The organism is Nocardia sp. NPDC050793 (assembly GCF_040654065.1).
GTDB lineage: Bacteria > Actinomycetota > Actinomycetes > Mycobacteriales > Mycobacteriaceae > Nocardia.
Genome location: NZ_JBFAHG010000006.1, coordinates 106,391 through 131,580, shown reverse-complemented (window position 1 = coordinate 131,580; position 25,190 = coordinate 106,391). Strand labels below are relative to the sequence as shown.

23 protein-coding genes are annotated in these 25,190 nt (G+C 69.4%); 13 read left to right on the top strand and 10 right to left on the bottom strand.

Features of this window, described 5'->3' with window-relative positions; all coding sequences use genetic code 11:
* The first annotated feature begins 342 nt into the window (after positions 1-342).
* Positions 343-1,383 carry a septation protein SepH gene (gene sepH, locus AB0H50_RS22130; protein WP_357455657.1) on the top strand — a complete coding sequence of 347 codons (1,041 nt, stop codon included), beginning with the start codon at positions 343-345 and terminating at the stop codon, positions 1,381-1,383.
* Between the two features lie 230 nt (positions 1,384-1,613).
* Complete coding sequence (locus AB0H50_RS22125) at positions 1,614-2,357, top strand: hypothetical protein (protein ID WP_357455654.1); 744 nt, start codon at positions 1,614-1,616, stop codon at positions 2,355-2,357.
* A gap of 100 nt (positions 2,358-2,457) precedes the next feature.
* Here the strand turns inward: AB0H50_RS22125 and AB0H50_RS22120 are convergent, their stop codons facing one another.
* On the bottom strand, positions 2,458-2,775 hold the full coding sequence (locus AB0H50_RS22120) for a DUF2537 domain-containing protein (protein WP_357456125.1): 318 nt from the start codon (positions 2,773-2,775) through the stop codon (positions 2,458-2,460).
* Positions 2,776-2,786: 11 nt separating this feature from the next.
* Positions 2,787-3,590: an RNA methyltransferase gene (locus AB0H50_RS22115; protein WP_357455651.1), complete on the bottom strand. Its 804-nt coding sequence runs from the start codon at positions 3,588-3,590 to the stop codon at positions 2,787-2,789.
* Positions 3,591-3,936: 346 nt separating this feature from the next.
* On the opposite strand from AB0H50_RS22115, the gene AB0H50_RS22110 reads away from it, so the two are divergent.
* Together AB0H50_RS22110 and AB0H50_RS22105 are read left to right on the top strand one after the other, a co-directional pair.
* Complete coding sequence (locus AB0H50_RS22110; RefSeq protein WP_357455648.1) at positions 3,937-5,142, top strand: GNAT family N-acetyltransferase; 1,206 nt, start codon at positions 3,937-3,939, stop codon at positions 5,140-5,142.
* A gap of 81 nt (positions 5,143-5,223) precedes the next feature.
* Positions 5,224-5,628 (top strand): YccF domain-containing protein, encoded by a 405-nt coding sequence (locus tag AB0H50_RS22105; RefSeq protein WP_357455645.1) that lies wholly within the window; start codon positions 5,224-5,226, stop codon positions 5,626-5,628.
* Between the two features lie 72 nt (positions 5,629-5,700).
* Here AB0H50_RS22105 and AB0H50_RS22100 read toward each other — a convergent pair whose 3' ends face one another.
* Entirely contained in the window at positions 5,701-6,138 is a 438-nt protein-coding gene (locus tag AB0H50_RS22100; RefSeq protein ID WP_357455642.1) for a MarR family transcriptional regulator, read from the bottom strand.
* Positions 6,139-6,201: 63 nt separating this feature from the next.
* On the opposite strand from AB0H50_RS22100, the gene AB0H50_RS22095 reads away from it, so the two are divergent.
* Positions 6,202-6,444: a DUF2530 domain-containing protein gene (locus AB0H50_RS22095; protein ID WP_357455640.1), complete on the top strand. Its 243-nt coding sequence runs from the start codon at positions 6,202-6,204 to the stop codon at positions 6,442-6,444.
* Here AB0H50_RS22095 and AB0H50_RS22090 read toward each other — a convergent pair whose 3' ends face one another.
* Positions 6,445-8,493 carry a neutral/alkaline ceramidase gene (locus tag AB0H50_RS22090; protein ID WP_357455638.1) on the bottom strand — a complete coding sequence of 683 codons (2,049 nt, stop codon included), beginning with the start codon at positions 8,491-8,493 and terminating at the stop codon, positions 6,445-6,447.
* 126 nt (positions 8,494-8,619) lie between these two features.
* Between AB0H50_RS22090 and AB0H50_RS22085 the strand changes: the two genes are divergently transcribed.
* Entirely contained in the window at positions 8,620-9,234 is a 615-nt protein-coding gene (locus AB0H50_RS22085; protein WP_357455635.1) for a TetR/AcrR family transcriptional regulator, read from the top strand.
* A gap of 4 nt (positions 9,235-9,238) precedes the next feature.
* On the opposite strand, the gene AB0H50_RS22080 is transcribed toward AB0H50_RS22085, so the two are convergent.
* Both AB0H50_RS22080 and AB0H50_RS22075 read right to left on the bottom strand, forming a co-directional pair.
* A complete protein-coding gene (locus tag AB0H50_RS22080; RefSeq protein WP_357455632.1) occupies positions 9,239-12,157 on the bottom strand; it encodes an ATP-binding protein in 2,919 nt (972 codons plus the stop codon).
* A complete protein-coding gene (locus AB0H50_RS22075) occupies positions 12,154-13,986 on the bottom strand; it encodes a DUF3027 domain-containing protein (RefSeq protein WP_357455629.1) in 1,833 nt (610 codons plus the stop codon). Before AB0H50_RS22075 ends, AB0H50_RS22080 begins: the two co-directional genes overlap by 4 nt.
* 17 nt (positions 13,987-14,003) lie before the next feature.
* On the opposite strand from AB0H50_RS22075, the gene AB0H50_RS22070 reads away from it, so the two are divergent.
* The 3 genes from AB0H50_RS22070 to AB0H50_RS22060 all read left to right on the top strand — a co-directional run bounded on the left by AB0H50_RS22070 (position 14,004) and on the right by AB0H50_RS22060 (position 17,242).
* The gene (locus AB0H50_RS22070; protein ID WP_357455626.1) at positions 14,004-14,777 is read left to right on the top strand and encodes a glutaminyl-peptide cyclotransferase; all 774 of its coding nucleotides are present in this window, start codon (positions 14,004-14,006) and stop codon (positions 14,775-14,777) included.
* Positions 14,778-14,867: 90 nt separating this feature from the next.
* On the top strand, positions 14,868-16,715 hold the full coding sequence (locus tag AB0H50_RS22065) for an MFS transporter (RefSeq protein ID WP_357455624.1): 1,848 nt from the start codon (positions 14,868-14,870) through the stop codon (positions 16,713-16,715).
* Entirely contained in the window at positions 16,712-17,242 is a 531-nt protein-coding gene (locus AB0H50_RS22060; RefSeq protein WP_357455622.1) for a DUF2771 domain-containing protein, read from the top strand. Before AB0H50_RS22065 ends, AB0H50_RS22060 begins: the two co-directional genes overlap by 4 nt.
* A gap of 83 nt (positions 17,243-17,325) precedes the next feature.
* Here AB0H50_RS22060 and AB0H50_RS22055 read toward each other — a convergent pair whose 3' ends face one another.
* The gene (locus AB0H50_RS22055) at positions 17,326-17,751 is read right to left on the bottom strand and encodes a cold-shock protein (RefSeq protein ID WP_357456122.1); all 426 of its coding nucleotides are present in this window, start codon (positions 17,749-17,751) and stop codon (positions 17,326-17,328) included.
* A 201-nt stretch (positions 17,752-17,952) separates the two neighbouring features.
* Here AB0H50_RS22055 and AB0H50_RS22050 point away from each other — a divergent pair, with 201 nt between their 5' ends.
* Together AB0H50_RS22050 and AB0H50_RS22045 are read left to right on the top strand one after the other, a co-directional pair.
* On the top strand, positions 17,953-18,195 hold the full coding sequence (locus AB0H50_RS22050; protein WP_068056148.1) for a hypothetical protein: 243 nt from the start codon (positions 17,953-17,955) through the stop codon (positions 18,193-18,195).
* 378 nt (positions 18,196-18,573) lie between these two features.
* Entirely contained in the window at positions 18,574-19,206 is a 633-nt protein-coding gene (locus tag AB0H50_RS22045) for a resuscitation-promoting factor Rpf1 domain-containing protein (RefSeq protein ID WP_357455619.1), read from the top strand.
* 82 nt (positions 19,207-19,288) lie between these two features.
* Here AB0H50_RS22045 and AB0H50_RS22040 read toward each other — a convergent pair whose 3' ends face one another.
* Positions 19,289-19,477 (bottom strand): hypothetical protein, encoded by a 189-nt coding sequence (locus tag AB0H50_RS22040; RefSeq protein ID WP_068056142.1) that lies wholly within the window; start codon positions 19,475-19,477, stop codon positions 19,289-19,291.
* Between the two features lie 355 nt (positions 19,478-19,832).
* On the opposite strand from AB0H50_RS22040, the gene AB0H50_RS22035 reads away from it, so the two are divergent.
* Positions 19,833-22,130, top strand: coding sequence for a helicase-associated domain-containing protein (locus tag AB0H50_RS22035; protein ID WP_357455616.1), 2,298 nt, complete (start codon positions 19,833-19,835; stop codon positions 22,128-22,130).
* Here AB0H50_RS22035 and AB0H50_RS22030 read toward each other — a convergent pair whose 3' ends face one another.
* Positions 22,131-22,658: a hypothetical protein gene (locus AB0H50_RS22030; protein WP_357455613.1), complete on the bottom strand. Its 528-nt coding sequence runs from the start codon at positions 22,656-22,658 to the stop codon at positions 22,131-22,133.
* A 282-nt stretch (positions 22,659-22,940) separates the two neighbouring features.
* Here AB0H50_RS22030 and AB0H50_RS22025 point away from each other — a divergent pair, with 282 nt between their 5' ends.
* Entirely contained in the window at positions 22,941-23,780 is an 840-nt protein-coding gene (locus AB0H50_RS22025) for a hypothetical protein (RefSeq protein ID WP_357455611.1), read from the top strand.
* A 6-nt stretch (positions 23,781-23,786) separates the two neighbouring features.
* Here AB0H50_RS22025 and AB0H50_RS22020 read toward each other — a convergent pair whose 3' ends face one another.
* A complete protein-coding gene (locus tag AB0H50_RS22020; protein ID WP_357455608.1) occupies positions 23,787-25,178 on the bottom strand; it encodes a M1 family metallopeptidase in 1,392 nt (463 codons plus the stop codon).
* Positions 25,179-25,190: the final 12 nt, after the last annotated feature.

Sequence of the window (25,190 nt, the reverse complement as noted above, 5' to 3'; positions counted from 1 at the left end):
CACTACCAGCCCCGTCCAGGGCGAGTCTTACGAGCCCGTTCGCGGCCGTCTCGCTTCCGAGCGGTCGAAGCGCATGCGACGAAGTCGCGAGTCTCGACCGCTCGGAAGCGAGACATAAGGGCCGCGAACACGCGCGCGCCAGCGCGCCAAAAACACAGCCCCGGGCAAGTGCGCCAACAACCCGGTGAAGCCCTCGCGCGCCAACCAAAGAGCAAACACTAGCTGTTTCCGCCAGGGCGCGGCAGATTTTGGTGCCGCGTGTCTTGCCTCGAGATCATCGAATGTGCACTACTGTTTCGGAAAGTGGGCGGTGTCGCGAGCCGACGCGATAAGGAGGTAACGGTGCGTGAACTTCGAGTGATCGGGGTGACGCCCGACTCCACGCACATCGTGTGTATCGACACCGAGTCCGGCCAGAAGTTCCGGCTGCCCGCAGACGACAAACTACGAGCCGCCGCGCGCGGAGACCTTGCCCGATTCGGCCAGATCGAGATCGAAATGGAAGCGTCTATGCGTCCCCGCGATATCCAGGCCCGTATCCGTGCCGGGGCCTCCGTCGAACAGGTCACCGAAGAATCCGGCATGCCCGCGAGCCGGGTCGAGCGTTTCGCGTATCCGGTGTTGCTGGAGCGCGCCCGCGCCGCCGAGCTCGCGCAGAAAGCGCACCCGGTGCGCCCCGACGGCCCCGCCGTGGAAACCCTGATCGATATCGTCACCGCCGCGTTCACCGAGCGCGGGCACACGCTCGAGAATGCCGAGTGGGATGCCTGGAAGGACGAAAAGGGCTATTGGGTGGCCCAGTTGCAGTGGCAGAACGGACGTTCCGAGATCGCCGCGCACTGGCGTTACCAGCCCGACGCGCACGGCGGTTCGGTCTCGCCGCTCGACGATCCCGCCGCTGATCTGATCGATCCCGATTTCGGCCGCGCGCTGCGCGGTCTGGCGACCGTCCTGCCGCCGCAGGCCGAGCAGGAGGCGCCTGCGGTCGCCGAGCCCGTCGTCGAGCCGCGCAAGGAAACCCCCGCTCCCAGCACACGTCCCGCGACGGCCCGGCAGCCTCAGCCGACGCTGGACGAGTACTTCGAGGAGCGTGCGGTCGCCGCGGGCGGCAGTGCCGCGGCGATCCCGGCCGCGAGCAGCAGCACCACAACACAGGCGGCGAGCACGAACACCGCCCCGGCGGCGAGCGCTCCCACCAATGGCGCGCAGTCCGCAAACACCCCGGCGCCTGCGGCGAACCCCGCGCCCGCCGAGGAGAACGCCAAGTCCGGCAACGCCAACGGCAAGTCCGCACCCGCCAAGCCGAACCGCACCAAGCGCGGGAAGGCGCCCATGCCGTCCTGGGAGGACGTGCTGCTCGGCGTGCGCAGCTCCGGTCACTGAGCGGACATGACACGCCCCTGCGCGTGCCACGGTCCTGCGGAGTTTGCTGGATGACTCGCCCAGGTTGCTGAACCCGAAATTTTCGGTGCGCTGGCGTGTTCCGTCACGGAAGCCGCGTCGCGGGTCGTCCGAGGCGAGTAGATTTTTCGATACGTGCCGTACGACGCGCGCCGTCGCCGGACACGAAAGGTAGCGGGAAGTTCGCCGTGCGACCATCGGAGGTGCCGGAAATGCTGTCCAAAGCCTCGTCCCTCTGGTATGTCGACGCCCCCGACCCGTTGGCGGTAATGCGCGCTGATCACGACCCGGACCCCGAGGCCGCGCTGGCGCTGGCCAAGCAGCTCTACGCCGACCGAGACGTGGTGCCGATCATGGTCGGCACCCTCGGCGGCTGCGCGGGCCCCGACCTCGACGAGGTGTATATCGGCTGCTATCCCGGTGTCACCGTGGTGTGTTCGGCGCAGGCCGCACTGCCACGGCCGACGAAACTGCCGGAGTTGCTGGTCCGCCCGCTCGCCTCCGACCACACCTACCTGATCTCCTTCGACACCGCCCTCAATTGGGGCGCTTTCGCGCACTGGGAGCGCGGGGAATTCCGCCGGGCGTTCAGCTCGACCAGGGTGAACATCCTGGAGGACGAGGGCCTTCCGCTGGTTTGGGAGCGACCCTTCTGGGCGGGCGAGCATCCCGTCCGCTGGCATGCCGGACAGTTGCCCGAACCGCAGACGCTGCCCTTCGATCCGCCGGATTTCGCCGATGCCGCCAACAACGAATGGCTCGGCTTCCACTACCGCGCCCCCGCGGCCCAGGGCGCGCTGGTGCCCGGTGATATCGCGGTGTGCGGATTCACGCTGTACCCGAAAGGCGCGGCGCCCGACCACTCGACCCTGGTCGATTCCGAAAGGCTCCAGTCCGAGATCAAGCCGCGGCGTGGACTGTTCGGTTGGCTGCGCGGAGGCGATCGGGTCGGCTGAATCGGATCCGCATGGCGTTGGACCACCCCGGCTTCGGATCGGCACTGCGGCGGACCACCCCTGCGGCGGATTCCTGGCGTCGGGTTTCACAACGCCTACCTCACAGCGCCGACAGACCCTCGATGACGAGCGCCAGCCAGCCGAGCACCACGCCCACCCCGCAGCCGAGCAACACCCACCTGGTCACCGGTGTGAACCGCGCGCGCCACGCGGTCGGCGCGGCGCCACCCGCCGCCACCAGGTTCACCACTACGGCCAGCAGTGGATGCACCTGGGCGAGAGCGATGCCGAACGCGTAGACGGCCACGGCCGCCAACAGCGCGACCATCACCGTTACGGTGATGCCCGCGGCCCACGGCGTCGGATCTTGCGCGGGCGGATAGGGATGGTACGCACCGTTCGTCGGCTGATCCACCATGTCCTCGTCCCTCACGACGTTCTCACTCGTTCATAGAACGCCATCGCCGCGGCCGTGGCCACATTCAGCGAATCGGTGCCCGGCGACATCGGAATGCGGGCCCGCACATCGGTCGCGCGCATCGCCTCCTCGGTGAGGCCGGGCCCCTCCGCGCCGAGCAGCAGCGCGACCCGTTCGCCCGTCATGGCGGTGGCCAGATTCGGCGCCTTCGGGTTAGGGGTGAGCGCGATGATCTGAAATCCCTTGTGCCGCAATATATCCAGGCCATCGGGCCAGTCCGGCACCGGCGCGAACGGCACCCGGAGGACGTGGCCCATCGACACCCGCACGGCGCGCCGGTACAGCGGATCGGCGCAGCGATCGCCGAACAGGATCGCCTCGGCCCCGAGTCCGGCCGCGTTGCGGAACATCGACCCGAGATTCTCGTGATCGTTGATCCCCTCGAGCACCGCGACTGTGCGCGCGCCCTCGGTCACCTCGTCCAGGGTCAGCTCGGGCGGCCGCCGCGCCACCGCGAGCACCCCGCGATTGAGGTGGAATCCGACGATCTCCGCCATCACCTCGGCACTGGCCCGGTAGTACGGCACGTCCACCCCGGCCAGATCCTCGGTCAGCTGCTCGTATCGGCGGGTGACTCCGAGCAGCGCGCTCGGCCGAAACCTCGAGTCCAGCATCCGCTGCACGACCACAACGCCCTCGGCGATGACCAGCCCCTTGCGGCCGGGCAGGTCCGGCCGTCGATCCGCCGACGCCAGGTCGCGAAAATCGTCGACCCGGGGATCGGTGGGATCATCGATATCGATCACTTCGGCCACCGCCATATCCTGCCCGCCCCGGCCCGGCGCCGGAAACCGCACCCGGCCGCCGCTGTGCGCGCCGGTGATCCGGCAAGTCGAACGGCTGGATCAGCGGAAGAACGGTTCGCACTCCAACAGCAGCGCCGTCGCGATCCGGTCCTTCACCACGCTCCCGACGAAATCCGCACTCGCCGCAGAAGATCCCTGTCGCTACGGCAATCCCGAAGTCTGCTCGGAACAGAGGACTCGGCCCGGATTCGGCGTACGGACCGGCCGGTGCGGACATGGCGATCGGGGCTTCCCGACCGAGCTTCGGCCGGAAAAACGGGTGCGCGAGGGCGGGGAGTCATGTGACGATCTGCGCATGACGCTCGTACCCGGCATCACCGTCCGATCGGCTACCGAGGAGGACGCGGCAGGGGTGCGGCTACTCGTGGAGACCTCGTTCGGCACCAGGTCGGACGAGGCGTGGCTGGAGCGTTCGGCGCGGTTGTTCCCGCCGCGGGACGTCATCGTGGCGGTGGACGGCGACCGCGTCGTCGGGCATGTCCGATCGCGGGAGATGATCCTGACCGTGCCAGGGGAGCGGACCGTTTCGGCGTGCGGCATCGCCGGGGTCGGCGTCGCGCCGACGCACCGCAGGCGCGGCATTCTGCGCGCCATGTACACCGAGCAGCATCGGCGCACCGAGGCGCAGGGCCTGCCACTGTCCATCTTCACGGCCAGCGAGGGCGGCATCTACGGGCGGTTCGGGTACGGGCCTGCGGTGCGGCTGAACGCGGTCGAGATCGATCGAAGGTTCGCCGAATTCCTGCCCAGCACACCGGATCCGGGCGGCGTCGAGCTCGTGATGCTCGCCGACGTCACCGAAAAGGTGCGCGAGATCTACGACCGCTGGCGCAGGCCGACCCCGGGCGCGCAGGTGCGGCCCGACGCGTCTTGGGGCAACCTGTTCGCCGATCCCGAGCGGTTCCGCGGAGGCGGATCGGACCTGTTCACGATGCTGCACCCGGACGGCTACGCGCTCTACCGCTACTACCGCGAAGGCGGGGAGATGGTCGTCGACGTCGTCGAGATGCGCACGGCCACCACCGACGCGCACGCCGCGCTCTGGCGTGCGCTGTTCGGTCTGGATCTGGTGACGCGCATCAAGGCCGAGCTGAGCGACAACGACCCGCTCCCCTACCTGCTCAGGAACCCGCGGCTGGTCCGCACCACCGCTCGCTACGACAACCTCTGGCTGCGGGTCATGAACGTGCCCGGCGCGCTGACAGCCCGCGAGTATCAGGCCGACCTCGACATCGTCCTCGGCGTCACCGACCCCTTCCGCGCGGCCGGGGGCACGTTCGCGCTCACCGTCCGCGACGGACACGCCGAATGCGCGCCCACCGACCGGGCGGCCGATATCGAACTCGGCATCGACGTCCTGGGGAGCATGTACCTCGGCGCGTACCCGGCGCGCGCCTTCGCGGCGGCGAATCGGCTCCAGGTCAAGGATTCCGGCAAGCTGCGGACGCTGGAAGAGGCGTTCGGCGCCGACCGGGACGCGGTGCTCGGCTGGTTCTTCTGACCGAAGCTTCCTCCGGCAAGCAGGTCCGAGCCCGACCGGGATTGTCCCCACGGTCGGCGACAGGCTGGCATGCTTGAGGACATGAAGCCGCTTCAGCTGGTTCTCAACATCCTCTGGCTCATCTTCGCCGGGTTCTGGATGGCGCTCGGATACATCGTCGCCGGAATCATCTGCTTCATCCTGATCATCACGATTCCGTTCGGCATCGCCTCGTTCCGCATCGCGGCCTACGTGCTGTGGCCGTTCGGACGCACCACGGTGGAAAAGCCGGGTGCGGGCGCGGGCTCGCTGATCGGCAACATCATCTGGTTCATCGTCGCGGGCTGGTGGCTTGCCCTCGGTCACCTGCTCACCAGCATCCCGCTGTTCCTCTCGATCATCGGCATCCCGTTCGGCTGGGCCAACCTCAAATTCATCCCCCTCTCGCTCTTCCCCCTCGGCCGCGAGATCGTCGACTCCGACCAACCCTTCGGCCGCACTGCCTGACCTCGCAGACCGTGCGCACGCTTCGCAGCGCCCGCAATCTCTGCGAAGCTTGTGGAAAGGGTGCGAAGAGGGTTACTCCGATTCGGAGACGATGTGCTTCATGATGGTGACGGCCTGGGTGAGGACCGCGAGCTGGTCGTCGGTGAGCGTCGAGAGTTGCTCGGTCATCCAGGCTTCGCGGGCGCTGGCCTCGTCGGCGATCAGCGCACGGCCGGATTCGGAGAGCGAGACGATGATCTGGCGTCCGTCGGTCGGATGCGGCTTGCGCTCCACCAGGTTCAGGTCGGACAGCGACGCGATCACCCTGGTCATCGAGGGCGGCTGCACCCGCTCCTTGGCGGCCAGCGCGCCGGGTGTCATCGCGCCGTCGCGCGCCAGCGTGGCGAGGGCGGAGAGCTGGGTGAGTGAGATCTGTGAGTCGGCGCGGCGGCCACGCAAATGTCGCGTCAGCCGAACCACCGCCAGCGAGAGTTCACCGGCGAGGGCTCGAACATCCGATGGCGTTGTCACAGTGGCAAACGATACGGGACCCGCTGGCTGCGAGACGCCGGTTCCCGCCGCTACGCTGAGGCCGTGACCCAGAAAGTGCCGGAGATCCCGCCGCGGCTGACCGATCCGCGGCCGGTGCTCGCCGTCGGCAGCGCCCTGTGGGTGGTCGCCACCATCGTCGTGTGGGTGAGCGGCGAACGCTGGGAGTCGGCTCGGCCCGTCTGTCTGATGGGGCTGGTGGTCGGCCTGATCGGCTTGACCATCTTCCTGATCCAGCGCCGCGGCGCCCGGCGCGGCGACAAGGGCGCGCAGACCGGTCTGCGGTGATCAGCTCACCTGGAATTCCGCGCTCACTCCGGTGAACGGCCGCAGCGCACCGTCGGCGCCGAGGCTGTCGGCGAAGTGCACGAACCGGTAGTCGCCCGGCTCTGCGTCGACAGGCACGTCCCAGCTGAACCTGGCCACCGATTCGGCCGATCCGCGCTTGCTCCAGTGGTATCGCACCGCCCACTCCCCCTCGTTGGCGACGCGCACCCAACCGGTTCCGGTTCGGCGTTGCACCTCGAGGAAGGTGCCGTTGCGGCGCGGGTTGTGCTTCGGATGCGCCGAAACGAACTCGGCGACAACCCTTTCCCCCCGGGCACACGAGGCGGGCTGGGTCAGCACGTCGCCGAAGCCGCGCCCGGGCGGGGTGGCGTCCGGGCCCGGCGCGGGCACGAAGTTCGGCTGGAGATTCGACACGTCCCGCGGCGCCGGGCCACGCGGAATCGCAGCTCTGGCCGCGAAAGCCGTTGCCAGGCGGTGGAATTCCTGCTGGTAGGCGGGCAAGGTATAGCGCCCGTACAGCGTCGACGCGCCCTCGTACTGCTGGGCGTCGTATTCCTCCGGCGTGGTGACGTATTCGTGGTAGGCGTTGGCATAGCCTTGGAGCAGCACCTGTTCCAGGCCGACGCCAAGCGCGTCCGCCACGGCCAGGCGCACCCGCAACCCGGACACGATGGTGAACTCACCGCCCGCGGCCGCCAGGTACAGCTCGCCGATCCGCACGAGCTGGATCGGCACCACGCTCGGCACCCACGGCACCGGCGGCAGCAAACCCAGCGGCACGGCGATCACCTTGGGCGCCTGGGCATCCGCGAGCCACGCGGGCGCGGGCTGGTTCGGATCGCCGAGCGCACCCAGGAACGGATTGCGCACGCCCTCGGGAATCGGCCCGCCCGGCAGGCCAGGACCGTCCTCGACGCTGCCCGCGATCAGCGAGACGCCCGCGGCGGCCGACGCCGTGTGCCGCGGCTGCCCGTCCGGCGTGAAACGTCCGTCGACCGCGATATCGGCCAGATCGATGTAGCAGAGCACGGAATCGACGGGTCCGCTCATCGCGCGCGCCGCGGTCAACGCGTTCTTGGCGGCGCGGTACTGCCGCTCGCCGATGAGGCGAGTGTTCTCGAACTCGTCCTCGGTCGGCCCTGAACCGGGGCGCAGGTTCAAGTTCGGCGACATGTCGCCCGCGTTGGTCTGGGCGAAGGCGGACACGAAATCCGGTGCGCCGTCGAGGTATCGGACGCCGTGTTCGGTGTGCTCGTGGGCGAACGAGGCGTAGCCCTTGTTGTCGGCGCTGATCAACCGGTTCGCATTGGTCATCGAGGTGTTGTGCGTCGCGAACCAGGTGATGGCGCCGACTCGCTTGCCGCCCTTGGCAATCGAGAGCGTGGTCACGGCCGGGTCGATGGCGTCGGGGAAGTGCTCACGGTCGGCCGCGGGATTGCGATCGAAGGCGACGCGCGAGCGGTTGACGCTGGCGTCGTGCAGTTCCGAACGGCCGAGCGCGAGGGCGGCGGGCGCGAGATCGGCGTGCGCGGCCGCGATGGCCTCGACGATCCCGTTCACCTCGGCGTCGTACACCTGCTGCTGAAAGCCGAGGATGGACAGGTTGTAGGCGTAGTCGTGGCTGGAGCCGCCGCAGGTCGCGTGCGAATGGGTCGAGGTGAGCAGCACGTTCTGCTCGGTGTAGAGATCGCCGAAGCGGCGGGCCAGTTCCAGCAGCACGCCGCGGTGCACCGATTGGAAGATCATGCCGTTCTCGGCGACGACGAAGACCACGCGCCGACCGCCCGCGGCGATCACGTACGCGCGGGCGCGCGGACGCAGATGGATGCCCGCGGTCGTCTGCTCGAGCTGGGAGTAGCCCATCATCCCGCATTCGGCGGCCGGACCGGTGATGTCGGAGATCCCGACGCCGACCTGGTAGCCCGCGTCCGGTGCGGCGCCGGCGCTAGCGCCGAGTGTGGCGGTCAGCCCCGGCACGGTGCTCGTGGCTGCGAGCGCGGCCGAACCGACCGCGGTTCGAGCGAGAACCGTTCTGCGTGACACCGGCATCCGAGCCTCCGTTCTTCCGTTTGGCAGCGAACCACACAACTGGACGTTCGTCCAGTCCAGATTTTTTGGCGGCGCGAATTGACTGCGCGCGCTGCGAGCGCTTAACTCGCTGAGGTGTCCTCCCGATTGAGCGTCGAAGAACGACGGGCCCACCTTATCGAGGCCGCGATCGGCCTTGCCGAAAAAAAGGGCGTGGCAGGCGTGACCACGCGCGATGTGGCTCAGGCAGCCGGCGTCTCGCTCGGTGTGGTGCATTACTGTTTCGAAAATAAGGACGCGCTGATGACCGAGCTGGTCAAAGCGTTGTCGATGGAATTACGCGATTCCGTGGACGCCAATGAAACAGTTTGGCAGAACGTCGAAAGTGGAAAAGAAGCGCTTCAAAAATTGGTGCGCGCCGGGCTCGAACTGATGTGGCTCAACATCGAAGCCACACCGGAACGACAACTGCTCACCTACGAAACAACCACTTATGCGTTGCGCGAAGGGGAACAGACCCCGAAAAAACTCGCCATCGCGCGCGAGCAGTACGCCTTCAACGACTCGACGGTCGCCGACGTTCTCGATCACGCGCGCGACGCGACGGCCACCGAGTGGACGGTGCCGGTGCAGACCCTGAGCCGCTTCACCCTCAACGTCATCGATGGCGTCGTACTGCGCTGGCTCGTCGACAACGACAGCGAGGCGGTGCGCACCCAGCTCGACCTGCTGAGTGAGATGCTCACGGGGTACGCGGCGTAGCCGTTCAGGAAGCCGCGGGCGGCGTTCCCTCGACGACAGCGGCCGGCATGCGGACGTGCGTCTCGGCTCCCGAACGCCACCAGGGCACGGACACCGTCCCGGATATCGCACCCGACAGGCGTACCCGCAGGTCCTCGTGCAACACCAGCTCACCCTCCTCCGGTGCGAACGAGAACAGCTGGCGCAGAACGACTCCCAACGGGGCGGCGGACCACGATGTGCGCAGGCCCGCGCCGAGCACCTCGGCGGTGACCGACTCCGACACCAGCGGTAGGTCGAGCAGGCTCGCCAGACCCGATGCGGTCTCCTGATCGCCGAACACGAGGCGAACGGGCGGCAGCACGAGACCGAACCACGGCAGGTCCAGCACCATCGCCTCCGCCGCTGGCACCGCCGCGCCGGACAGCGCACGCACCCGTTCCGGCAGCTCCAGCTGGGAGAGGTCCAGCTGGTCCGCCGCAGCGGCCAGGTGGCGGTGCGTCCGCGAAACGACTTCCGGCTCAGGGTTGTTCGCCTGATCGGCCAGCGCGGCGAGCAGCGCGTCGGCCAGGTCGGGGGTGATCCGTTCCTGATTCGCGAGGACGGTGCGCAGCACCTCCAGGTCGGCGTGGCTCAGGCCGGGCACCGCGAATTCCGGGAGGAGTCCGGTGAATTCGGTGTCGTGGGGATGGCGATGGTGACCGAGCGGGATGCCGTCCAAACGGGCGTGTTTGCGCAGCCACCACGCGGTGTAGCCGTCCGGGTCGGCCAGCAGACGCCTGGTCCTCGGTTCGGAAAGCAGCTGGTGCAGGGCGTCCGGCCAGGCGATGTCGTCGACCAGGTCCAGGTCGCGGACGGCGGCGAATTCGGCAGGCTCCTCGGGCAAACCGGCCCACCAAGCCTCTTCGTCGTCCAGATGGTGATCGGGTCCGGTCGGATCGGACTCGGCGACGATGCCGAAATCCCAGCCGACACCGACGGCCCGCAGCGCCTGCGCGCCGTACTCGGCCACGACCTCCTCGGCGACGGTGCCGAGCGGCGCGTCCTCGACCAGCAACGCGTACAGCGGCGCCTCGGGCAGCAGCAGTTCGTCGGCGGGCAGCAATTCGCCTGTGCCGTCCGGCAATTCGATCATGCCGAGCCAGGGCGGCAGCGCGTCCGGATCGGCGTGCGCGGCCAGGCGCAGCACCGCGTCGACCAGGTCGGGATCGTCCGGATGGTCGGACAGGTCGGCGTGCAGCGCCGGATCGGCGAGCAGGTCCTCGGCGGTGGCCGATCGGGCGCCGAGGCGCGACAGCAGCGGGTGTGTGGCCTCCGGATGCACCAGGCGCGCCCAGTGCAACGGGATGGCGAGCTCGAGCATGTCGTCCAGGACGACGGTGCGCGGACCGGTCACCAAGCGGCCGTCGGCCAGCGGAACGGCCAGCGCCCCGAGTTCCTCGGCGGTCAGCGGGTCGACGACGAACGGTTCCAGCGCCGCGTACCAGTCCCGCCACCACGCGGGCGGACGATCCACACCGCCCGACAACTCCGCGAGCCTCGCCAGGCCGAGGCGGTGCACGTCGAGCACCGCGAGCGCCTCGGTGTGCGCGCGGCCCGACAGTTCGGGAATGACGAGGGGGGCGACCACGTCGTCCAGGAGGCGAGCCAATTCCGGTGTGAGGTCGGGGAAGACGCTCGCCCTGGTGGGTACGGCCGTGGGTACCGCGCCTGGGCCGGAGTCGATGCCGTGGCTCGAATCGAGGCCGAGTTCGCCGGCGAGACCGACCGTGTCCGGGGTATCGGCGTCCGCCGGGCCGTTTTGGCCGACCACCGGCAACCACGAGTGGGTTTGCAGTTCGCGGACGAGGGCCTCGCGAAGCAGTCCGTCGGCCTCACTGCGTGCGAAACCCGGTGCGGGGACCAGGACGAGCCGGTCGGCCGGGGGCAGCGCCCGCGCGAAATCGGCGTAGCCCGAGGCCAGTTCGACGACGCGGGCGCCAGGCAGCAGGCGGCGCCGGTCCGGTTGCATCGCGATGTCGGCGATCAGCAGCGCGGGCAAGGACAGTTCCTCGTCGGAACGAGTGGGTGCGCGCAGGACGTCGTGCGGTGCGGCATGGGGCTTGCCTTCGCGCAGCGGCAGCAGCCATCGGGCGCGCGGCGCGCGGAACTGCCACCAGGTGCGGCGGCGGCCGTCCGGACCGGTCACCCGCAGTTCCTCCAGGCCATCGCCGAGTTCGCGCACCACGGAGGTGAACTCGTCGTCGCCGATCCGAAAGGATTGCAGGGCGGGCAGTTCCAGGAGCAGGTCCGCGGCCTCGTCGCACATGGCGGCGAGTAGAGCGTCGGCGTCCACGTCGGCGCGCAGACGCACCACGACCTCGGTATCGAAGCCCGATATCGGGCGGGCATCGACGGGCCAGGTCAAGCGAAGCGCGGGAGGTTGGAAGGTCGGCGAGGACGCGGCCGGGTCCGCATCGGCAGGCCGCTCCGCGAGAACCGCAGTCGGCGCGGCTATTCCGCTCTCGCGCAGCGCCTCTCGTGTTCTGTCCCGGGAGAAGTGCAGGGATCCGGTGGTGGAGCGGAATTCGATGTCGTCGCTGACCGCGAGCACGGCGGTGAAGCCGACACCGAAACGACCGACCGTGATTGCCTCGGTCTTCTCGGAAGCCCGCAGGGCGGTGAGGGCGTGCACGCCGGAAAGATCGAGTGGCGCACCGGTGTTCGCTATGGTCAGCGTGCGACCTTCCAGCCGCACGCTGACCTTGCCCGGGATGCCCGCCTTGGCCGCGGCGTCGGCGGCGTTCTGCGCCAGCTCGGTCAGCAGCCGATCGCGGTAACCGGCGCGAACCAGATCCGCCTCGGTGGCGGAGTCCTCCCGAAGCCTGGTCGGCGAATCACGCCAGGAGGCGAGAACGGCGGCGCGCAGCCCTGTGGTGCCGAACGGGTCGGCCGAGCCGATCAATTCCGCGGCGATGACCCGGACTCCGATCGCGATTCCCCATCGTCGTCCGCACCCGCTTGCGCGTCGGGCTCCGAACCCGGCTCAGCGGCAGTGTCTTTCGCGGGCGCATCGGCGTCGATGTCATCCGAGAGCGACGGCACTTCACCCGTCACCGGCTCGGCAGCGACAGACTCCGAGGTCGCCGAGGCCTCATCCGAGTTCGAGGGCCGTACCTCGCCTGCTTCCACGCTCGACTCGGCGGCGGGCGTTGCGTCGGCCACAGATTCAGCCGAAGGGCTGGACTCCAGCGACGATGCTTCACCGATCACCGATTCAGCAGCGCTCGGCTCGGCGGCAGGTGCTGCGTCGGTCACAGATTCGGCCGCCGGGCTGATCTCCAGCGGCGATGCTTCACCAGTCACCGATTCAGCCGCCCCCGACTCCGGTGTCGCCGACTCACCGATCACCGATTCAGCCGCATCCGGCTCGACGGCGGACGCTGCGCCGACCACGGATTCGGCCGCAGCCGACTCCAGCGACGGGGCTTCGTCACTCACCGGTTCAGCTGCGCTCGACTCCAGCGACAGCGCCTCGCCGGTCACGTTCGCCTCCGAGGTGGCCGACGCGTCGGCGGCGGGCCGCTCCTCGGCTGCCGCTCCGCGCGCGCTGCTCTGCTCGGATGTCACGGCCTCGTCGGCAACCGAATCGGCCGGCTCCGCACCCTTTTCGGCATCCACTGCGGCGGCCACGGCCGACTCAACGGTGGTGGCGTCGGCAATCGCTTCCGGATGCGTAAGAGCCGAGGTGGATTCGGCGACGGCCGCGGTCTCGGCGACCGGCTCCGCCTGCTCGACGCCAGGAGCCTCGGCCGGACTCTCGAGCGATACGTCGTCGCGGCCGACCTCGGTATCGGCCCGGGTGCCGATGGTCGCGGTCTTCTCGGCGACCGAATCGACGGGAGCGGTGACGCTCTCCTCGTCGACGACCTGCGTCTCGGTCTCAGCCGCAGCGGAAACACCCTCGCCCGCAGCCGTTTCGGCGCTCTCGGTTTCGGGAGCGGACGGTCCCCCGCCACCGGCGGCCACGGCCGACGACTGGCCCAGCTCTTCGGGCGGAATCACGTCGAAGGCCGCGTCGTCGAAGGCCTCGTAGAGCGGGGAGCCGCTGCCGGTCGGCGCGACCACGTCGGAGTGGGCGCCGCAGCCGTATTCGGAGTGCACCACGCGGCCGTCGGCGCCCATGGCGTTGCCGCAGACGCCGAAGGCGGCGCGCAGCGCGCCCGCCAGCGGCAGGTAGAAGCCGCAGGTGCCGCAGGTGCCGGGGGCGGCCTTGGCCATGTCGGTATCGGGGCCGTATTCGGAGTACCAGCGTGCGGCGGCCTCGACGCGGCCTTCCTCGCTGAGCACCTTGCTGCGGCCGAGGCCGATCTCCAGCGCGACCTCGTCGACCTCGGGATCGCCGCTGGCCACGTAGCCGGGCACCAAGCGCGAATCGTCGTGCGCCGGGGCGAGCAGGTCGCCGGGCGCCAGGTCGCCGGGGCGGATGCGCTGCTCCCACGGCACGAAGTCGGGCGCGACGAGGGCATCCGGGCCGGGCAGCAACGCGGACTCGCTGACCGTCGCGTGGTCAGCGCCGGGCGGCGCCGCCACGACCACGGCCCACTGCCAGCCGCGATAGCCGGGCAGGGTGGCCTCGAACCGATGGGTCGCCGCGCTCTCGTCCTCGGCGCTGACGCCGAGGTGCGCGCCGACGGCGGATGGCTCGAGCGCCAGGAGCGCACGGCGGGCCAGGTCCACGGCTTCGGCGAGTACCGGCCGGACGTCGGGCTCCGAAACAGAAACTGCGCTCACGGCCTACATTTTGCCGTATGGAGCGGAATCCGCGTGCGTTGGCCATAGGTGTGCTGCTCGGTTCGCTCCTGACGGGCGGTTGCGGCGACGCCGAGCCGGAGCCGCCGCGGCTGCGGATCGAGGTCGTCGGCGTCCGCCCGCACGATCCAGGGGCCTTCACGCAGGGGCTCGAGGTGGACGGCGACCTCCTCTACGAAGGCACCGGACTGCGCGGGCGCTCCACCGTGCGCGCCACCGATCTGCGCACCGGCGCCGAGCTGGCCCGCGCCGAGTTGCCGGAAAAGTATTTCGGCGAGGGCATCGCCAGAGCGGGTGACACCCTGTGGCAACTGACTTGGCAGGACGGCGTCGCCTTCGCCCGCGATCCGGTCACCCTCGAAGCCCGGTCCCAGGCCGCGTACCAGGGCGAGGGCTGGGGGCTGTGCACCCGCGACGGCCGGCTGGTCATGAGCGACGGGACGAACACGCTGACCTTCCGCGATCCGGTCACCTTCGCGCCAACCGGTTCGGTCACCCTGCGGGATCACGGGGGCGCGCACCTGAACGAACTCGACTGCGCCGTGGACGGTTCGGTCTACGCCAACGACTACCCGACGAACCGGATCCTGCGCATCGACCCCGATTCCGGCGTCGTGCTCGGCGTCGCCGACGCCTCGGCGCTGCTCACCCGCGAGCAGCGCGCCGCCGCCGACGTGCTCAACGGCATCGCCCAGTTGCCCGGTACCGACCGCTTCCTGATCACCGGGAAATACTGGCCGGCCATGTTCGAGGTCCGTTTCGTACCCGGCTGAGCCCGTAGCGGGACGCGAGGAACGCCACTTCCGCCCCGCAACGTGGAGCGCCGGTGACTTCCTGTCGTCGCAGTACGACAGAATTGAGAGGTGACTACTCCGCGTGATCCCTTCGGTCCCGAGCGTGGTCGATGGGATGGCGAGGAAGCGCCGATCGAACGGCATCCCGGCTACGACCGGTATCCCCCGCCCAACGGGTCGCCCCGGCGCAGGCCGCTGCCGCCGCTCGATCCCAACCGCAACGCGCCGCGGCGCGGCCCGCTCGGCCCGTTGCGCAAGACGTCACCGCCCGACCCAGACCCACAGGGGCAGACGCGCAGGCTGCCCGCCCAGCCCGGCCCCCCCGACGAGCCGACCCGCAAGACCTCGCGCCGAGTCTTCCCGCACACGCCCGCGCAGCAGCCCGCCGACACCAAGCGCTTCGAGGCGCAGGACCAGCCGCCCGAACCCGAAGGCCAGGAACCCGCCGCACCGCCGAGCGGGCAGCGCACTCCGCGCAAGCTGACCGTCACCAGGGTCGCCGCACTGCGCGGCAAGGAACTCACCGAGAGGGGCATCGCCACCTTCCAGCGCGCCGCCAAGGCCGACGGCGCGGACAAGTCCGGCCTCACCGCGCTGACCTACGCCACCATGGCGAACTTCGCGCTGGACGCCGCGATCGCGGTGTCGCTGGCCAACACGCTGTTCTTCGCCAGCGCGACCGCGGAGAGCAAGTCCAAGGTCGCGTTGTATCTCTTGATCACCATCGCGCCGTTCGCGGTGATCGCGCCGCTGATCGGTCCGCTGCTCGACCGGCTGCAGCGCGGCCGCAGGCTGGCGCTGGCGACTTCGTTCGGCACGCGCGCCGTGCTCACGGTGGTGCTGATCGTGCAGTTCGACACCTGGGCGCTCTATCCGCTCGCGCTGTGCATGATGATCGGCAGCAAGTCGTTCTCGGTGCTCAAGAGCGCGGTGACACCACGGGTGCTACCACCGGACATCGACCTGGTGCGCACCAATTCCCGGCTCACCGTCTTCGGTCTGGTCGGCGGCACCATCGGCGCCGGAGCCGTCGCCGCGCTGTTCGCGGCCGTCGCGGGCTCCACGGGCGCGCTCGTGCTCGCCGTGCTGATCGCGGGCGCGGGCACCTATCTGAGCCTGCGCATCCCGCGCTGGGTGGAGGTGACCGAGGGCGAGGTGCCCGCGACACTGAGCTACCACGGCGACGACGCGCACACCGAGGTGCTGCGCCAGGGCACGCCGTCCCCGGTGCCCGCGCGCAAACGCAGGCAGCCCCTGGGCCGCGCGGTGGTGACCGGACTGTGGGGCAACAGCGCGATCCGTGTGCTGACCGGCTTCCTCACCTTCTACTTGGCGTTCGTGGCCAAGGCGACCGAGCATCGGCCGATGCAGCAGGCGGCGATGCTCGGCGCGGTCGGCGCGGCGGCCGCGATCGGCAACTTCGCGGGCAACGCCACCGGCGCGCGCCTCGCGCTCGGCAGGCCCTCGCTCATCGTGCTCGGCTGCACCGGCGCGTGCACCGGGGTCGCGATCTTCGCGGTGTTCGCCGACAACCTGCTCGGTGCGGCGGTGGCCACGCTGATCGCGGCGGGTGCGAGCGCGCTGGCGAAGGTGTCGCTGGACGCGTCGATTCAGGACGACCTGCCGCCGGAGTCGATCGCCTCCGGGTTCGGCCGCTCGGAGACCGTGCTCCAGCTGAGCTGGGTGGTCGGCGGCGCGGCGGGCGTGCTGCTGCCGACCGACTACTGGAAGGGCTTCGCGGTCGTCTCCGGAATACTCGTGCTCGGACTGATCCAGACCTTCGTCAGCTATCGCGGCCATTCGCTGTTGCCCGGCTTCGGCGGGAACCGGCCGCAGCACGCGGAACAGGAAGTGCCCGTGGCGCGTAAACCGCACGGCGACAGCATCCAACGAGAAACGGGAGATCCGATCTGGTGAACAAGCTCACTGGCCGCACCATCGCCGCGCTGTCCGCGGTCGCGCTGTTGCTGGTCGCCGCCACGGTCGCCGTCGTGGTGACCGTGACGGTGCGCAACGCGCCCGACCACGATCCCGAGATCACCGCCTACGCGCACGGCAGGTCGGTCACCGTGCCGCCGTACCAGTACTGCGACATCAGGATCGTCGGCGAGGATCAGCTCGACCTGTCCAATTGCCGCGGTGGCGAATCCATCGATCTCGAAGTGCCTCCTGGCTATCCGCTGCAACTGTCGCTGCCCCGCTCGATCGCCGACGCGCCGTGGCTGGCGCAGCTGGTCTACGCGCTGCCCAACGGCGATGTCGTCGACCGCGTCGTCAGCCACAACGACTACCCCGAGGGCGCGCTGGCGCTGACCATCGATTCGCGCCCGCTGCCCGAACTCCGGCTCATCGGCGTGGAATTGCAGCTGCCGGTACCCGCGATCGACGAGAAGGGCAGGGAGACAACCGTTCCGCACGCCGCCTGGTCGATCCGCACGGCCTGACCGCTCGATCCGCCGGGCGCACACGGCATCCCGGCGGATCGGTCACGACAGCGATCGGATCGTCGCGATGGAGCGAGCGTCCGTCAGTGGTCGAGTTCGCGCGCGACGGCGCGGACGACCTCGGAAATGGTGCGCGCGGACTTGCGATCCGGGTACCGGCCCTTGCGCAGGTCCGGCTGCACCTTGGTCTCCAGCAGGGTGATCATGTCCTCGACCATCCCGTGCAGCTCGTCGGGCGTGCGGCGCGGACCGGCGGGCTCCTTGCGGGCGTTGCGGTCGCGCTCCTGGCCCTGGCGCACCGACGGCGGCGCTTCGAGCAGCTTGAGGCTCAGCGCCTGTGGACCGCGGCGGCCTGCGGCCATGCCGAATTCCACACGCTGCCCGGGCTTCAGGCCTTCGACACCGTCGGGCAGCGCGGACGAGCGGACGTAGACGTCCTCACCCTCGTCCTGGGAAAGGAAGCCGAAGCCCTTTTCGACGTCGTACCACTTCACCCTGCCGGTCGGCACTGCGCTCACCCGTTCATCGTTCGACACCCGGACCCGGTCGGTCCGAGCACACCCGTCTGCTCGAAACTGCGCGGCGAAATTTCCGCCGGGAGCAGCTCCTGTCAGTTTGCGAAAAGAACGCGCCCCACAAGCTTGTAGGACGCGATCATCAAGTCTACCCCGGTGGCGATAACCGAAGCACATCAGTTTTACCGTCGAGAGGTGACGAACCCTCCCGTACCGCCGCCGCCGAGCAGCTCGCCGCGCCGCGCCGGAGATTGGTTGTTGAAGCTCGCGCTCGGCCTGTTCGCGATCGGATTGCTGGCCATCATCGCGATCTTCCTGACGCCGATACTCACCGATGGACGGCCGGGACTGTGGCTGTATCTGCTCGCGATGCTGACGCCCGTCGGCTTCCTCTGCGCGCTGGTGTTCGCGCTCTGGTCCGGCCGCAGGTCCAGATGACCGGAAACTGGGTACCCGCCCGGTTCGTTACCCAATCTGCGGTGTGATCCTCGTCACATCTTAGACGTGTCACGGCCAGGCAACGGTCGAGAACCGTGTCTCCGCCGCGGCTCCTAGCTGCGCAGAAGCGATTTCGCACCCGCCGAGACCACATCGAGACCGACGGGTACACGCCGGTTACCAAATAGTGATTTTTCGCGCCGATCGACGTACGGTCTATCCCAGCCGGGGACACCCGGCACCACCGGCCCGCCGCACCGAACCTCGCCCCGCGGGTACCGGACCCCGACGGAAACAGGGGCGTGGGCGGGACGGACGACCTCTCAGTCCGAACCCGAGCGAAACCTCGCAGGTGCGGACGAGAGGAAGACACCCGATATGAGTGGACGCCATCGCAAGCCGACCTCCACCGGGCGCACCGTAGCCAAGGTCGCCGTCACCGGCGCGATCTTCAGCACCGCAGGTGTGGCCCTCGCTGGAAACGCCAGCGCGGCTCCCGACTCCGACTGGGATCGCCTCGCGCAGTGTGAAGCAGGCGGCAACTGGGGCATCAACACCGGCAACGGTTTCCAGGGCGGTCTGCAGTTCTCCCCGAGCACCTGGAACTCCCACGGCGGCCAGGAGTACGCAGCCACCGCCAACCAGGCCAGCCGCGAAGAGCAGATCGTCGTCGCCGAAAAGGTCCTGGCCTCGCAAGGCTGGGGCGCTTGGCCATCGTGCTCGGCCAAGCTGGGACTCAAGAGTTCTCCGAGCCCGCGCAGCGCTCCGGCCACCGCAGAAACCCCGCGGTGGAACCCCGAACCCTCCGCCCCGCAGCAGGCGCAGGCCGCCGACGCCAACCAGGAGATCTTCCAGGCCGTCGACCGCGCGATCGCCGCGGTGCAGCAGCAGGGCGTGCAGATCCCGCAGCCCGCACTCGATTTCTTCAACGCCGCCAAGGCAAATGGCGTCACGCTCGACCCCACGGTCGTGAACTTCTACGAGGCGAACAAGGGCCTGCTGCCCTCCTGAGCTTCGCCTGTTCACGAACAAGGCCCCCGCATCAACGAGGATGCGGGGGCCTTGTTCGTACCTACGGCCGTGATCGGCGAGATCAGCGGTTGATCACCGTTTGGGGGTGCACGTAGGCCAGCTGCTCGGCCGGGACCGGGAACTCGGTGTCCTCGCCATAGGGCGACAGTCCACCGGAACGGGTCGACGAGAGCTCGGTGACCGCGTGATCACCATCAGCCACCTGGGGCCAACCGTTGTCGACATAGGGCTTCTTAGATTTGTTCACCACGCCCTCATGCTAACTGTTCCGCCTCTCCGCGTTTAAGGCCGGACTCAGGGGCGGGGCTGGGTTGCGTTGGCGGCCGGCGGTGAGGAAGGGGCTGGGTTAGCCCGTACCCGGTGAGTTACCCGGACCTTACGAGATCTGTCGTCACGTAGGGGACATCGGTGATCGCCGACGGCAGAACTGGTCGCGGCGCGACCGCCGATATGGACGACGCAACGACAGATTTCGCACGGTCCGGGTAACTCATCGGGGACGGGCTAACCCAGCCCCCTCCCTGCCGCCGGCCGCCAACGCAACCCAGCCCCGCACCCGAGTCTGGCCTTAGGCACGGAGAGGCGGGACAGCTACGCTGGATCGGATGACCGTGACCAGTGCCCTTGCCGCGTGGCTCGGTGCGCGCAGCGATGACCAACTGGTGCACCTGCTGCAATTGCGGCCCGATCTCGCCGTGCCGCTGCCCTCCTCGATGACGGTGCTCGCGGCGAGGGCCGAACAGCGCGCTTCCGTGCTGCGCGCCACCGACGATCTGAACACCCTCGACTTCGCCCTCGTGGAAACGCTTGCGGTGCACGGCGCGACCCGAGCGCCGGGCGACAGCGCGCCGCTGACCCGGAAAGCGTTGCACGCGCAACTGAAAGGACGCGCGACCAAGGCCGCGATCGAGGAGTCGCTCGACCGTCTGACCGCCCGCGCACTCGTCTGGCTCGACCGTGACGACCTGCATCTGGTCGCCGCCGCGGCCGAGGCGCTGCCCTGGCCGATGGGCAGCAGCACCGAGCTGCCCGACGCGCTCACCGAAGCCGAGATCACCGCGGCGCTGGCCGAGATCGCCCCCGCCGAACGCGTCCTGCTCGAGAAGCTGGCGAGCACCGGTCCGCGCGGCCGCACCAGAGACGCCGCACCGGGCACCCCCGCCGACCGCCCGGTGCAGCAGCTGCTCGCCCATCGGCTGTTGCGTCGCGTCGATGACGAGACCGTCGAGCTGCCGATCACGGTCGGCCAGGTGCTGCGCCGCGAGCCGGTGACCCACCCGCATGCCCTCATGCCCCCGAAGCCTGCACTGACCAAGCAGGCGCCTGCCGAGGTCAACGCCGTCGCCGCGGGCGAGGTCGGCGAGCTGATGCGCCACTGCACCGACATCCTGGAAGCGCTCGGACAAGCGCCCGCACCCGCCCTGCGCGCGGGCGGTCTCGGTGTGCGCGAACTGCGCCGCATCGCCAAGCAGACCGGCGTCGACGAGATGCGGGCCGGCCTGCTCGTGGAGCTGCTCGCGGCCGCGAAGCTCATCGAGAAGGGACAGCCGGACCCGCCGCCGGATTACGACTCCGTGGACGACTTCTGGGCACCGACCCCCGCCGCCGACGGCTGGCTGGACGGCCCGCCCGCCCGCCGCTGGACGGTGCTGGCCATGGTGTGGCTCGACCTGGACCGGATGCCGTGGATGATCGGCATGCGCGACGCCAACGACAAGCCGCTGGCCACGCTCTCCCTGGAACTACGCACCCCGACCGCGCCGCGCGACCGGCGCGCCGTGCTCGAACTGCTCGCCGAGTATCCGTCCGGCGCCGCCGTCGACCCCGCCGACATCGGCCGCATCCTGGCCTGGCGGCAGCCGCGCAGGCGCAGGCACTTCCGGCGCGAGGCGGTGGAGAACACCGTGCGCGAGGCGGCCGAGGTCGGTCTCGTCGGACGCGGCGCGCTCGGGTCGCCTGCCCGTGCGCTGCTGCACGGCGGGGTGACCAGCGCGGCCGACGCCGAGGCCGCCATGGAGACGGCGCTGCCCGCCCCGGTCGACCACGTGCTGGTGCAGGCCGACCTGACCGTGATCGCGCCCGGCCCGCTGACGGCCGAGCTACAACAGCGGGTCGCGCTCGTCGCCGACGTCGAATCGGCCGGTGCGGCAACGGTTTACCGGATCGGCGAGGCCTCGGTGCGCAGAGCGCTCGACGCCGGGCTCACCGCCGCCGAACTGCACACGCTGTTCGCCACGCACTCTCGCACACCGATCCCGCAGGCGCTGACCTATCTCATCGATGACGTGGCCCGCAGGCACGGAAGGCTGCGGGCGGGCATGGCGCAGTCGTTCGTGCGCAGCGACGACCCGACGCTGCTCGCCCAGGTGCTCGCCGCCCCGGTCGCGTCCGCGCTGGTGCTGCGCGCGGTGGCCCCGACTGTCGCGATTTCCCAAGCGCCGCTCGGCGAGGTGCTCGAACAGCTGCGCGCGGCCGGTTTCGCGCCCGCGGGCGAGGATTCGGCCGGCGCGATCGTCGATCTGCGCAGGCGCGGCGCCCGCATCGCGGTGCGCCCTAACGCGCGCCAGGCCTATCGGCCGACGCCGCCGAGCACCGAACAGCTGGAACTGCTCGTCGCCGAGCTGAGGGCAGGCGAGCGCGCGGCCAGCGCCCGCTCTGGCCAGTCGGTGCGCACGGACGGCACCAGAACCAGCACGGCCGCCACCCTCGCGCTGCTGCAATTGGCGGCGCGAGTGCGGCGGCCGGTGAACATCGGCTATGTCGACGCCTCTGGCGTCGCGTCGCAGCGCGTCGTCGAGCCGTTGAAGGTCGGCAACGGGCAGCTCGACGCGTTGGACCCGGTGACAGGCGCGGTCCGGCACTTCACGTTGCACCGGATCGCGTCGGTCGCGCTGCTGGAATGATCAGCTGTTGGGCTTGCCCACGCAGAACAGGGTCTTGGGGTCGGAGACGGTGATGAACTCCTCGGCGCTCTCGCAGAGCAGTTCGTCGGTCTGGCCGTCCACGCGCTGCAGGACCTTGAACGTGGCCTCGGTGGAGGAGCAGTCCACCCACTTGTACGGCGAGGTGCCCACGTCGTTGTAGCAGCTGCCCTGGGCGAAGTTGGGCGCCAGGCACAGGAACGCGGTGCCGCCGCTGGCCAGCTGCTCGGTGTAGCTGGTGTACTCCTTCGACGCGCATTCGGTCTGCTGGTCGAAGCTCTGGTGCACCTTGTACACGGCCTTGGGCGAGGAGCAATCGACCGGCTCGCCTTCGGTGGCGGTGGGCGAGTTGTCGGTGATGTTGATGCAGTCACCGACCTTCGTCTTGGCCACGTCGGACTTGGTCGCGTCGTCGATCGCAGAACAGCCGGTCACCGCGGCCACGAGCGCGGCCACCGCCAGGAGGGCGAGCACGACACGTGCCAGCAGCCTCGTTCCTGGGAACTTCACGGGAAAACCTCTCTCACCGAATACGTTCACGGGCGTGAACGCGGTGAGGATACCTTCACGATCGCGGTGACCGCATCAGCCTCGTCGGGGCGTGGCTCAGAAGCCGGCGCCGTACATCCCCAAGATCGCGAAGCCGAGCACACGCGGGAGCAGTTGACCGAGCAGTTGCAGACCAAAGTAGTTCACTAGCAATGCCTCTCGCAGATCGCCCACTTGGTGGACGTTCGTCCAATACGACGACTGTGTCGCCCGAGGGCGGCGCGTCGTTACGCTTGCCAGGTTATGACACTCGAGGACGTCGCGGGCGAACTCTACGCGGTGCAGCCCGCCGAGTTCGTCGCGGCGCGCGCCGCGCGGGTCGCCGAGGCCAAAGAGGCCGGCGACAAGGAGCTCGCGTCCGCCATCGGCAAGCTGCGCAAGCCGACGGTGACCGCGTGGGCGGTAAATATGCTCGCCCGCTCGGTCCCGGACGAGGTGGACGCCCTGCTCCGGCTCGGCGACGCCCTGCGCACGGCGCAGCGCAAGCTGTCCGGCGACCAGTTGCGCACCCTCACCACGCAGCGGCAACAGGTGGTCAACGCACTGGCCCGGCAGGCGGGGGCGCTGGCAGGCGAGGCGGGCAAACCGGTGAGCGAAAGCGTGCTGCGCGAGGTGGGCCAGACCCTGACCGCGGCCCTTGCCGATCTGGAGGTCGCCGAGCAGGTGCGCACCGGCACGCTGGCCACCGCCGCGAGCTACGAGGGTTTCGGGCCCGCCGGTCCCGCGCTGGTCGCGGTCGACGGCAGGGGCTCGGCGCCGTCGAAGAAGAAGGCGCGCGAGAAGCCGGAGAAGCAGCGCGACGCGGAGGCCGAGCGGGACCTCGAGGACGCCCGCGCCATCCTCGAATCCGCCGAAGCCGCACTGGATTCCGCCCATCGGGAGGCCGACGAGACGGCGGCGCGGCGCACCGAGATCGAGGACAGGATCGCCGGGCTACGCGCCGAACTCGAGCACGCCGAGCAGGAGAAGCAGTTCGCCCGCACCGCCGAACGCGGCGCGCAGGAGCAGCTGCGCGCCGCGCAGCGCCAGCGCGACCGGGCCCAGCGGGGTGTACGGCGGGCGGAGGAGCGGGTGCGCGACTGACCCGGGTCAGATTCGCAGGTCGCCGGGGTACAGGTATTCGTCGGCGGGCGGTGCGGTCTGGTTCAGCCACGCGTCGAAGAATCCGGTCAGATCCGTCCCGGTCTTCGACTGCACGAAGGTGCGGAACTCGGGCATCGACGCATTTCCGTAGGCGTGCCTGGCGAGGAATTCCTTTATCGCACCGAAGAACACGCCGTCACCGATTTGCTTGCGCAGCGCGTGCAGGAAAAGCGGACCGCGGTAGTAGACCGAGGTGAATTCGAAACCGGCGCCGGGATTTTCCAGCGGAATATCCCAGAAACGCTGCTCGTCGTACCACTTCGCGATGGTCTCGCGATACTGCGCGTCGACGTCCTCGCCTTCCATCCGCTCCGGCCACAGGTAGTCGGCGGTGTAGCTGGCGAAGCACTCGTTCAGGCAGATGTCGGACCACTGCCGCACCGACACCGCGTTGCCCCACCACTGGTGCGCGATCTCGTGCACCACGGTCTGCAGGTCGCTGCGCGGCGAATAGATCGGACGGGTCTGGGTCTCCAGGGAGAACAGGATGTCGGCGTCGACGTAGATGCCGCCTCCGGCGTCGAACGGGTACGGCCCGTAGAGCTGCTCGGCGAAATCGAGGATCTCGGGCAACCGCTCCTCGTTCTCCCTGTTGTGCTCGGCGTCGGGCGCGAAGGCGCTCAGCAGCGGGGTGCCGTTGGCGCGCCACTGATCGAGGAAGCTGAAGTGGTCGATGGCGACGGTGGTCAGGTAACCGAGGACCGGAACGCGGGATTCCCAACTGACCGTGCGCTTGTCGGCGGCCACCGTGTTCTGCGTGCGCAGTCCGTTGGACATGACCTCCCACTCGGCGGGCACCGTGGCGTGCAGCGCGAAGGTGGCCTTGTCCAACACGGTGTCGTTGAGCGGGTACCAGGTGGTCGCGGAGTGCGGCTCACCGGCGACGAACGCGCCGCCGCTCGGCGCGAAGGTCCAGCCCTCGCCCACGGTGCTCGTCATCTCGCCCGCGTAGTCGACGGTCACCGTGAACGGCAGTCCGGGCAGGACCGGCAGCAGCGGCGTGACGGTGAGTTCGTGCTCGCCGTTGCGGTCGAAGGAGGCGGGCTGATGGTTGACCGAGACCATCCGCACCTCCGGCCCGGCGAAGTCGAGGTTGAACGCGCGCAACGCCTGCGTCGCGACGGCATCGATGCGGGCGGTGCCGGCGAGCTGATAGGTAGGCGGGTCGTAATCGATGGTGACGTCGTAGTGGCGCACGTCGTAGCCGCCATTGCCGTCCATCGGGTAGTAGGGATCGCCCAAGCCGGGAGCACCGACGAACGGATCGGCGTTCGCGGGCCCGGCTGCCGTAAGCAACAGGGCGGCCACCACGCCACACACCAAGCCGGACAACCTCATTCGACCACCGCC